Origin of the sequence: Nannocystis bainbridge (assembly GCF_028368995.1) — a bacterium.
Lineage (GTDB): Bacteria > Myxococcota_A > Polyangia > Nannocystales > Nannocystaceae > Nannocystis > Nannocystis bainbridge.
This window is the reverse complement of record NZ_JAQNDL010000001.1, coordinates 2,481,638-2,492,888: the sequence shown is the minus strand read 5'-3', so window position 1 is coordinate 2,492,888 and position 11,251 is coordinate 2,481,638. Positions and strand designations below refer to the sequence as shown.

Sequence of the window (11,251 nt, the reverse complement as noted above, 5' to 3'; positions counted from 1 at the left end):
GTCATGACCGAGCCCACCCTCATCGAAAAGCACGAGTCCGCCACCCCCTCGGTCGCCCCGGTCGAGCTCAAGGCCCCGATCGTCGAGGTCACCGTGCTCGAGGATCGCGCCCACGTGGTCCGCCGCGCCGCAGTCGAGCTGCGCGCCGGCCTCACGCGCCTGCGGGTCGCCGGCGTCGCGCCGGTGCTGGCCGACAAGACGCTGTGCGCGGCGATCGCCCCGCACGGCGGCAAGGCCGGCGACGGCGGGCGCGAGCGCGTCAGCGACGTCCGGGTCCGCCGCTCCCGGCTCGTGCTCGGCGACGACAAGCCCGAGCGCGCGCGCGAGCTGCAGCGCGAGCGCGACCGCCTGTCCCAAAGGCTAGGTGAGCTGCAGGCCGCGCGCGAGCTGGCGCAGCACCACGAGACCGCGCTGGCCGGGGTCGGCGAGGTCGTGGTCCAGGACATCGGCGTCGACGTCTGCTACGGCGGGGAGGCGCCGAAGCAGTGGGCCGAGGCGCTGGCGCTGGTGGCCGCGCGCGAGCACAAGGTCCGCGAGGAGCGGCTCGCGCTCGACTTCGAGATCGTCGAGGTCGAGGCCGAGCTGGCGCGCCTGAACCACCGCATCGGCGCGACCGCGCAGGTCAGTGACGCGGTCGCGGCCGAGGTCGTGGTCGAGGTGTGGGTCGCGACGGCCGGCGCCTACGCCGTGCAGGTCGACTACGTGGTCCCGGGCGCGTGCTGGCGGCCGTACCATCGGGCCCAGCTGGTCGAGCTGGTCAAGGGCGCCGACCCGGTGCTGCACTTCAGCAGCGAGGGCTGCGTGTGGCAGAACACCGGCGAGGACTGGAGCGACGTGCAGCTGATCTTCTCGACCGAGCGGCCCTCGCTCGGCACCGAGCCGCCGCAGCTCGCCAGCGATCTGCTGTTCGTCCAGCGCAAGAGCGAGGCCGTGGTCGTCGAGGCGCGCGAGCAAGAGGTCCAGACCACCGGGCTCGGCTCGGCGCCGAAGCAGCGCTCGCAGGACCTGCCCGGCATCGACGACGGCGGCGAGGCGCTGAGCCTGCGCGCGTCGGCCCGCGCCAGCGTGCCGAGCGACGGCCGCCCCTACCGCGTGCCGCTGATGAGCGGGACCCTCAAGACCACCAGCGAGCACGTGCTGATGGCCGAGCTCGCCGAGGCCGTGATCCTCAAGACGACCCACGTCAACGATCGCCTGCATCACCCCATCCTCGCCGGCCCGGTCGACCTGATCAAAAACGGCGGGTTCGTCGGTCGCACCAGCGTGCTGTTCATCGCGCCCGGCGAGAACTTCGCCATCGGCTGGGGCCCCGACGGAGCGGTGCGGGTGCAGCGGTCGGTGACGCAGGCGCGCGAGGAGCGGGGCATGCTGTCGGGCTGGGCGTCGCAGATCCACAAGATCGAGGTCAAGCTCAGCAACCTCGGCCCGCAAGCCCGCACGGTGCAGGTCAGCGAGCGGGTGCCGGTGTCGGAGATCGAGAAGGTGAAGATCGAGGTCGACGCGACGGCGACCAGCGATCGCGCACGACCCGACAACAACGGGCTGGTCCGTTGGAAGGTCGAGTTGCCGGGTTACGGGCGCGCAAGCCTCAATCTCGGCTACATCGTGCGCAAGCACGGCGACGTCGTCGGCATCTGAGACACCTCCGCGACGTCGGACCGCGGGTGCAGGTCCGGGGGGTGCGTAGCGCCCAGCGCGCCTGAAGTCACCTGTTCTTGCAGACAGGTGATCGCAGCGCGCCGCCGATGTGACACATCGAAGTCGCCGGCGCGAAGGGCCCGCCGTCCGGTTTTCCCATGGGCCAGGGGTGTAAACCCGGAGGCTCGAGACCGCGCGTGGACTCACTTTTACTGGACGCCGGCGCGAGACCCTTCTTATGCTGGCTACGGCGCTCCAGGGCCCTGTCGCGGCGACCCGTCTCGGGCTGCCTCGGCGTGTTTCCCCCGATTGAAGGTTCAAACATCATGCGTTTCGTCCGTCTGCCGCACTCTCAACCCCTCTCCCGGAGTCTCAAGGTCGTGACGGCCCTTACGGCGGTGCTGATGCCGTCCATCGCCGGCGCCGCTCCCTGGCAGGTCGACAACAACGTGCAGCTGCCGGACTCCGGCTACGTGACGCAGAAGCTGGAGCTGGTCGACGTCGACAACGACGGGTTCGTCGACATCGTGTTCGCCAACAGCTCGGGCGACAACACCGGCAGCGTCCAGAACGCCCAGCTCAACCAGCTGCTGATCAACGACAACGGGGCCGGCTTCACCGAGCAGGGCGGCGTGTTCGAGGACGAGGACAACGCCTACGTGATCAAGGCGGGCGACCTCGACGACGACGGCGACGCCGACCTGGTGGTCGGCGTCAACTTCACCGGCCAGAGCTACGTCCTGCTCAACGAGGGCAACGGCGACTTCACCCGCCAGGACATCACGCCGGGCAACAACAAGAGCATCGGCGACCTCGAGCTCGGCGACATCGACGGCGACGGCGACCTCGACATCGTCGCCACCGACTGGGGTTCGAGCCAGCCGTACGGCGACCCGGTCGACCAGGGCGCCTCGCTGCACCTGTGGCTCGGCAACGGCGACGGCACCTTCGACAACGGCGACGGCAACCTGCCGATGGGCATGGCGACCTGGTCGGCCTGGTCGTTCGACATCGAGCTGGTCGACGTCGACAACGACTACGCCCTCGACGTGCTGGTCTCGAACCGCGGCGTCGGCTTCGGCTTCGGCCTCAAGAACGACGGCAACGGCACCTTCACCAAGCTGAGCGTGCCGGCGCTCGAGGCCAACATCGCCAAGCAGGTCAACGCCTCGTTCACCCCCAGCGACTTCAACGGCGACGGCTTCATCGACCTCATCACGCTGCAGGACGGCGTCGGCCAGGGCGGCAACTGTCTCGACATCATGGGCGTGCAGTACTGCGCCAAGCGCAACTCGGTGCTCATCAACAACGGGATGGGCAACTACCCCACCGACAACCAGGGCAACTACTGGGCGATCGCCAACAACCCGGCCAAGCTCGACTTCGACGCCGCGACCCTCGACTTCAACAACGACGGCCGGCCCGACTTCGTGGTCACCGGCGTGCGCCTGGGCCCGAACGACAAGAACTCGCGCCTGTTCCTCAACAAGAACGGCACCACGGTCGAGCCGGCCCCGGTCCCGCAGGACGCCGCGTTCCCGATCGTGCCCGAGCTGGCGTCGACCTTCGGCCTGCAGTTCGCCGACTTCAACCACGACAAGCGCGAGGACGTCGCGCTGGCCTCGCGCGACGCCGCGTCGAAGAACTTCGTGCTGTTCGGCCGCAACGACCCGACCGACGGCGTGGCGATCGACACCACGCCGCCCCGGATTTTTGATGACGGGTTCGCCGCCAAGCTCGGCACGCTGCTGTTCTTCGGCAAGCAGGCCGGCATCGAGGCGCGCGTCGACGACTACAAGACGCCGGTCCGCTGGCACGACTTCCTGTTCGACACCGGCCTCGGCGACCTCAACCTGACCGGCGACGGCGCGACCTTGATCGCGCACGGCCGCCGCCTGCCCTACATGGAGTTCGCGCTCGGCCTCGGCGATCCGAACGAGCTCGAGACGATGGCCGACGACGACCCGAAGAAGTTCATCGCCCCGTCGATCTGGTTCGGCGAGGCGCTGTGGCGGGTCGGCTTCACCGTGCCGTACAACGGCAGCCCGACCGACACCCTGACCTGGCAGTACTGTGCCATCGACGCCGCCGGCAACCGGGACTGCGTCGGCCCGTTCTCGGTCGAGCTCGAGATCGATCCGAACGACTGCGGCGACGGCACCGTCCAGGAGTGGGAGACCTGCGACGAGGACTCGGAGACCTGCGTCGACTGCCAGGAGACCTGCGGCAACGGGACCTGCGACCCCAACGAGACGCCGGCGAATTGCCCGGAGGACTGCGGTCCCAACCCGTGCGACAACGACGGCGCCTGCGAGCCGCCCGAGAACGCCGAGAACTGCCCGGACGACTGCGACTACGACGGCGTGTGCGGCGACGACATCTGCCAGAACCCGCCGGAGACTCCGGAGAACTGCCCGCAGGACTGCAACCCGTGCGACAACGACGGGGCCTGCGAGCCGCCCGAGGACTCGGTCAACTGCCCGAACGACTGCGACTACGACGGCTTCTGCGGCGACGACATCTGCCAGGACCCGCCGGAGAACGAGATGAATTGCCCCGAGGACTGCCTGCCCGAGCCGACGGACGGCGGCATTTGTGGCAACGGCGTCTGTGATGCCAACGAGTCGGTGCAGACCTGCCCCGAGGATTGCGCCGTGTGCGGCGACGACATCTGCACCAACCCGCCGGAGAACGCCGATAACTGCCCGGCGGACTGCAGCGGGGCGACGGCGAGCGACGGCGAGTGCCCCGACACCGCGGGCGGCGTCGACGGCCAGTGCCAGCTCGACGACGACGGCTGCGGCTGCGTGGCCGAGCCGGAGGGCGGCACGCGCGGCCTGTGGGCGTCGCTGCTGCTGTTCGGCGTGTTCGGCGTGCGTCGCTTCCGCAAGCGCGCGTAGTGCCGACGCGACCGGGGCCGAGGGTTCGGCGGCTCGTCCGCCCGCACCTTCGGCCCCTTTCGATTTTTTCGCCCTGAATTCTTCACTGCACCTGACCCCTCGCTTGAAAGTGAAACACCATGTTCGACGCTCGCTTTAGGTCCAACTCCTGTCCTCGTCCGGCCCGCGTGCTCCAGGCCGTCACGGTCGTGTCGACGGCGCTGCTGCCGGCGCTGGCCGGCGCGGCCCCGTGGGCGCTCGACGCCGGCATCACGCTGCCGGACGCCGGGTACACGTCGCAGAAGGTCGAGCTGGTCGACATCAACAACGACGGGTTCGTCGACCTCGTGTTCGCCAACAGCTCGGGTGACAACACCGGCAGCGACCAGAACGCCCAGCCGAACCAGCTGCTCGTCAACGGCGGCGGCACCGGCTTCACCGCCGCGGCCGGCGTGTTCGACGACCCCGACAACGCCTACGTGATCAAGGCCGGCGACATCGACGGCGACGGCGACGCGGACCTGGTGGTCGGCGTCAACTTCACCGGCCAGAGCTACGTCCTGCTCAACGAGGGCGGCGGCGCGTTCACCCGCCAGGACATCGGCCCGGGCAACAACAAGAGCATCGGCGACCTCGAGCTCGGCGACGTCGACCTCGACGGCGACCTCGACATCGTCGCCACCGACTGGGGCTCGAGCCAGCCCTACGGCGACCCGGTCGACCAGGGCGCCTCGCTGCGCCTGTGGCTCGGCAACGGCGACGGCACGTTCGAGGACGGCGCCGCCAACCTGCCGATGGGCATGGAGAGCTGGGCCGTGTGGTCGTTCGACATGGAGCTGGTCGACATCGACAACGACTACGCGCTCGACGTGCTGGTCGCGACCCGCGGCGTCGGCTGGGCGATCGTGCTCAAGAACGACGGCGACGGCAACTTCACCCACCTGCCGATCGGCGCGCTCGAGGGCAACATCGCCAAGCAGGTCAACGCCGCGTTCACGCCGATGGACTTCACCGGCGACGGCTTCGTCGACGTCGTGACGCTGCAGGACGGTGTCGGGCAGATGGGCAACTGCGTCGACATCATGGGCACCAACTACTGCGCCAAGCGCAATTCGGTGATCGTCAACAACGGCAGCGGTGACTTCGCCGACAACCCCAACGGCTTCTGGGACATCGGGCAAAACCCGCCGAAGCTCGACTTCGACGCGGCGACCCTCGACTTCGACAACAACGGCACGCCCGACTTCGTGACCACCGGCCTGCGCCTGGGCCCGAACGACAAGAACTCGCGGCTGTTCCTCAACGACGGCAGCAAGTTCACCGCGGCGGGGGCACCGCTGGACGCGGCGTTCCCGGTGGTGCCCGGCCTGGCTTCGACGTTCGGCCTGATGTTCGCCGACTTCAACCACGACGAGCGGGTCGACGTCGCCCTTGCCTCGCGCGACGCGGGGCAGCCGAACTTCGTACTGTTCGGCCGCGACGACCCGGCCGACGGCGTGCCGGTCGACATCACGCCGCCGCGGATCTACGACGACAACATCGAGGCCAAGCTCGGCACGCTGCTGTACTTCGGGCAAGAGACCGGGTTCCAGGCCCGCGTCAACGACTACAAGACGCCGAGCCACTGGCACGACTACTGGTTCGACGCCGGCCTCGGCGACCTCAACCTGACCGGCGAGGGGGCGGCGCTGACGGCCCACGGCCGGCGCCTGCCGTACATGGAGTTCGCGCTCGGCCTCGCCGACCCGAACGAGCTGGTCAACATGCTGGACACCGATCCGAAGAAGTTCATCGCTCCTTCGATCTGGTTCGGCGAGGCGCTGTGGCGGGTCGACTTCACCGTGCCGTACAACGGCAACAAGACCGACACCCTGACCTGGCAGTACTGCGCCATCGATGCTGCCGAGAATCGGGTCTGCGTCGGCCCGTTCACCGTCGCCCTCGAGATCGATCCCAACAGCTGCGGCGACGGGATGGTCCAGGAGTGGGAGACCTGCGACGAGGACTCGCCCACCTGCATCGAGTGCCAGAACACCTGCGGCAACGGCGTGTGCGACGAGCCGGCCGAGACCAACGAGCTCTGCCCGCAGGACTGCCCGTGCAACGGGGTGTGCGAGCCCGATGAGACCTGCCCCGCGGACTGCCCCACGAGCGAGAGCGACACGGGCCCGATGTGCGGCGACGGCAGCTGCGAGGCGGGCGAAGTGTGCCCGGAGGACTGCGGCGAGACGGCCGGCGAGTGCGACGGCATCTGCGAGCCGACCGGCGGTGAGACCTGCCCCGAGGACTGCGGAGTGTGCGGCGACGACGTGTGCGACCCGGGCGAGGAGTCGACCTGCCCCGAGGACTGCGGCGACAGTGCCACCGACACCGACGGCCAGTGCCCCGACGGCGCGGCCCCGGGCGCCGACGGCCAGTGCCAGCTCGACGACGACGGCTGCGGCTGCGTCGCCGACAGCCAGGGCACCCGCGGCCTGTGGGGCTCGCTGCTGCTGCTCGGCGTGTTCGGCGTCCGCCGCTCGCGCAAGCGCGCCTGAGACGGGTGAGCGGTGAGGGGAAGGGCTCCGGCGCGGCGCGCCGGGGCCCTTCGTCTTTCAAATCGACTGGCGACAATGCGCGAAGGGACATGTCGCGAGCGACATGTCCCTTCAGACCTGACCGGAAGGTCAGCCCCTACTTGTTGCTCAGCGGCAGCGCGCGGTACTTGTGGCTGATCGTGATGTCCTCGGCCCTGGTGATCGTGCGGCGAGCGCCGTCGACGCGGGCGATCTGGGTGACATCATCGAAACCCTCGGGCAGGGCGACGACGATGTTGACGGCGTCGCTGTCGGGCTGCGGGCGGACCTCGGCGGCCTGGACGGCGACGGACTCGCCGCCGGCGAAGAACTCGACGTGCTGCACGGCGCTGAGGTTGTTCGGGTCGACGGCGCCCGGGGTGGTGATCCACGACTCGGTGCCGTCGGGCTGGATCACGCCGAGCAGGACCACGTCGCCCTGCTCGGGCGCGGGCGGGGCGTCCGTGTCCCACGAGCTCAGCTGCTGGATGATCGGGAACACCTTGTTCCAGCCGAAGGTCGAGGCCCACACCGGGTGGCAGTAGGTCATGTAGTCCTTGTGCACGGTGGGGTGGTAGAGCTTGAAGTTGTTGATGCCGAAGCCCCACTCGCCGATGTCGCCGCCCTGGTGCGGATAGCTGTTGTCGGTCCCGGCCTCGCCGCTGCAGGCGATGTGGTAGCGACCCTGCGAGTGGCCGACCTCGTGGACGAAGGTCTCGGCCGCGTAGTCGGTGTTGCCCGGCAGCGACAGACCGGACGAGGTCCGCTTCCACGCGTCGTTCTTGAGCGCGCCGCTGGGGATGTCGATCGCCTGCCCGCCGGCGCCGCCGAGGCCGCCCGAGCACACGTCGACGTAGCCGTAGTAGTAGGTCTCGGGCGGCGCGCCGTCCTGCTGGCGCAGGTCGACCATGAACTGGTTGAGCTGGCCGAAATGCGTCAGCTCGCCCTGCCAGTCGATCGGCTCGTGCAGCGTGATCTCGAGCCGCTCGATCGGGTTCATCATGAACATGAACGTCTCGAACTTCTTCATCGTCGACTCCGACAGGTCGGGCGTCGTGACGCAGCCGCCGAAGTTGTAGTTGTACGGGACGATGGTGACCTTCATGATCTGGTAGCTGTCCTCGACGCCGATGAAGGCGTTGCCGGACACCGGCAGATTGGGCGGGGTCGAGCCCGCGGGCGTGGACGGATCGATCTGCGCCCAGCCCTTCTCGGTCTCCCACAGCTCGATGCGGTACTTGAGCCCCGAGATGACCTCGGCCGGCATCAGGCCCCAGTAGAAGCTCTTCTCGAGGTTGCCGACGAACGCCGCGCCGTCGACCAGCGCCTTGCTCGACAGCACCTTGTCGCCCTCGGGGTAGCCGCTGATGATGAGCCGGGCCTCGATCTCGCGCGGGACCCAGTCCTCGGGCAGCTTGCGCCAGAACGCGCGGATCAGCGTGAGCCGGTTCTGCAGCAGGTACGAGGTGCGGTCGGACCCGCCGACGCCGGCGCCGTCGCGGCCGATCGCCACGCCGATGCCCTGGTTGGCCTCGACCCACTCGAGCTCGATGCCGCCGACCGCCGGCACCGGCACGAACGGCTCCGGCGCCGCGGTCGTGACCCCGCCGTCCGACTCGCTGCCGCCCTCGCTCGTCCCCCCGGGACCGTCGGTCGCCGTGATGTTGGTGGCCGGGCCGTCGCCGGTGGCGGCGCCGCCGGTGTCATCGCCGCACGCAGGGGCGAGGGCGAGGGCGAGGGCCGCGGAGATCGAGAGCTGGGGGCGCGTCATATGGACACGCTATCCGGCGCGCGCGGGCCCGACAAGCGCGGCGTTCTGTCGCGGTGCTAGAGCGTATGAAGGCCCCGTGGCGAAGCGGCCCCGCGCGGGCGCTCAAGGCCCCCGCAGCCGCTGCAGACGGGTGAGGATCACGGTGAGTCCGAGCACGGCGGCCAGCGCCAGCGCGGGCACGGCGAGCCGCAGCAGCGCGGCCGGATCGCACGCGGGACCGGCGAAGACGCAGACGAGGAACACCAGCGCGACCCCGAATTCACCGCCGCCGAAGCAGCCCGCGGCGAAGCGCTGGCCCCGGCGCAGCCAGAACATCAAGCCCGCGAGGGTGAGGACGCCGAGGACCAGGCCGCCGGCGATGTCGCCCGCCCGCCCGAGTCCCGCGCGCAGCCCGGGCAGCACCTGCGCGGCGCCGAACTGGTCGCGCACCGGCGCCTGCATGCCCGCGAGCAGCAGCTCGGCCGGATGCGGCGTGTAAAGCGAGTAGCCCGGATTGCCGGTCGGATGCAGGTCGCGGTGAAGCGGAATTAACACCGGGCCGTCGGGCCGCGGCGCGGGCACGCGGGTCGACGCGCGCACCTCGGCGGCGAAGCGATGGCTCGGCGGCACCAGCCGCGGCGCGCCGTGATCGGGATGCGACTTGGAGAGCTCGGCGAACACGATCGCGGGGTCGGCGCTGGTGAAGCGCAAGCGGCCGAACGCGAGGCGGCTGCGGACCGGCACGTGCACGTCGAGCCCGGGGTCGTCGCGGTGGGGCAGCACGGCGTCAGTAACGCCCGCGAGCAGATCCCACGGCGGCACCTCGAGCTCGCCGAGGCGATTGACGAACCCGAGTTCCAGGCCGCGCACCGGCGCGTCGAGGCGGAGGTGCACGCGCTGATCGAGCGTCAGCGCGGCCCCGGGCGCGGCGGCGAGGGCGAACGGAGGCGCTTCGGTCGCGCCGCCCGGATCGAGGTAGGGGCCGGCGAAGCCGAGCGTGATCAGCTCGCGCAGCGTGGGGTCGGCCGGCGCGTCGTCCGGGCGCGGCTCCTCGTAAAGAAGGTGACGCGTCTCGTTGCTGCCGAGGGCGACGGCGGGGCGGACGCTGGCGACGAAGTGATAGTCGCGCAGCCGCACGTACGGCCCGTCGAGGTCGCGCGCCCGCATCAACTGGAAAAGGTTGATGTTGGGGTCGCGCGGGCGCAGCTTGTAGAACTCGCCGACGCGGGTCTTCACGCGCTCGCGGGTGCAGGCGATGTGGACGTCGAAGCCGGGGTTGCCGGCGCGCGCCGGGTCCTTGTCGCGCAGGATGACGCTGTCGACGTCGGCCGCGACGGCGTAGGTCGGCACCACCACCAGGTTGTCGCCGGCGATGACCTCGCCGGCCCGATGCCCGCGCGGGTCGGCGCGCAGCACGACCTCGTAGCGCTTGCCCGGCGTGAGGCCGAGGTCGCCGGCGAGCACGACGGTCTGGCCGTAGTCGCTCGGCTGCAGGCCGACGCCGATGTACCGCTCGAGCGCGACCGTGCCAGCGGGCGCGCCGGGCAGCGCGCTCGCCTCGGCGGCGACGATCGGCGCGCGCGGGTCGCCGCCCGCGAGCACCAGCAGACCGGCGAGGGTGGCCACCGCGGCCGTGATCGGCGCGACGCCGACCACCCGCTCGGCCGGCTCGGACGGGTCGCCGTCGGCCGCGCCGCCGATGCCCGCGGCGAAGCTGCTCCAAAGGACAGCTTGACCCGCGGCCGCGAGCGCGCCGGCCAGCGCGGCCTCGCCCGACCATGCCCCTTCGACCATGGCCGAAAGACCAGCCGCGAGCGCGCCCGGGGCGGCGAGCAGGGCGGCCAGCGCCACCCCGGTCCACGCCAGCAAGGCGAAGCCGGCGAGGGCGCCGAGGCCGGCGAGGTCGTCGCCGCCGGGGCGACGGCGGGCGAGCAGCGCCAACGCGAGCAGCAGCCCGGCCAGCACCGGCCCGGCCGCCCACGGCGCCAGGCCGAGCGAGTCGCGCAGCACTTCGGCGCCCTGCTGGGCGAGCAACAGCCCGCCTGCGGCGAGGGCGGCGGCCAGTCCTGCGCAAGCGGACATGAACTTCAGGACATGTCCGAAGCGACCGGAACCTCGGGACATGTCATCGACGCGCTCGGCGGCGCCGAGACGGGCCTCGGCCCAGTGGAGCCCGCCGCCGAGCAGCCCGGCCAGCCACCACCAGGCGATCGCGCCGGGCCCTCCGGCGGCCAGCGCGAACGCGGCCCCGACGATGGCGCCGAGGCCGGCGCCGGCGAACAACCGGCGCCGCGCGCGGCTGGGGCGGAGCGCCTGGGCCAGACCGCGGAGCTGCGGCGCGCGCCCGAAGACGGCGACCAGCAGGCCGGCGGACGCGAAGACGGCGACGAGGAGCGCGAGCAGGCCGGAGGTGGGGTCGAACATGCGTC

The 11,251-nt window shown here is 70.8% G+C and carries 5 protein-coding genes; 3 read left to right on the top strand and 2 right to left on the bottom strand.

Features of this window, described 5'->3' with window-relative positions; translation table 11 throughout:
* The first annotated feature begins 3 nt into the window (after window positions 1–3).
* The 3 genes from POL25_RS09750 (at window position 4) to POL25_RS09740 (ending at window position 7,054) form a co-directional block, all read left to right on the top strand.
* Entirely contained in the window at window positions 4–1,638 is a 1,635-nt protein-coding gene (locus tag POL25_RS09750; protein WP_272085659.1) for a mucoidy inhibitor MuiA family protein, read from the top strand.
* A gap of 380 nt (window positions 1,639–2,018) precedes the next feature.
* Entirely contained in the window at window positions 2,019–4,538 is a 2,520-nt protein-coding gene (locus tag POL25_RS09745; protein ID WP_272085658.1) for an FG-GAP repeat domain-containing protein, read from the top strand.
* Window positions 4,539–4,705: 167 nt separating this feature from the next.
* The gene (locus POL25_RS09740; RefSeq protein ID WP_272085657.1) at window positions 4,706–7,054 is read left to right on the top strand and encodes an FG-GAP repeat domain-containing protein; all 2,349 of its coding nucleotides are present in this window, start codon (window positions 4,706–4,708) and stop codon (window positions 7,052–7,054) included.
* A 136-nt stretch (window positions 7,055–7,190) separates the two neighbouring features.
* On the opposite strand, the gene POL25_RS09735 is transcribed toward POL25_RS09740, so the two are convergent.
* Window positions 7,191–8,843: a M66 family metalloprotease gene (locus POL25_RS09735; protein WP_272085656.1), complete on the bottom strand. Its 1,653-nt coding sequence runs from the start codon at window positions 8,841–8,843 to the stop codon at window positions 7,191–7,193.
* Window positions 8,844–8,945: 102 nt separating this feature from the next.
* Window positions 8,946–11,246 (bottom strand): alanine:cation symporter family protein, encoded by a 2,301-nt coding sequence (locus POL25_RS09730; RefSeq protein ID WP_272085655.1) that lies wholly within the window; start codon window positions 11,244–11,246, stop codon window positions 8,946–8,948.
* Window positions 11,247–11,251 lie beyond the last annotated feature (5 nt).

Coding starts and splice junctions, on each gene's coding strand:
- POL25_RS09750 (WP_272085659.1), top strand. CDS start 4: ATGACCGAGCCCACCCTCATCGAAAAGCACGAGTCCGCCACCCCCTCG.
- POL25_RS09735 (WP_272085656.1), bottom strand. CDS start 8,843: ATGACGCGCCCCCAGCTCTCGATCTCCGCGGCCCTCGCCCTCGCCCTC.
- POL25_RS09730 (WP_272085655.1), bottom strand. CDS start 11,246: ATGTTCGACCCCACCTCCGGCCTGCTCGCGCTCCTCGTCGCCGTCTTC.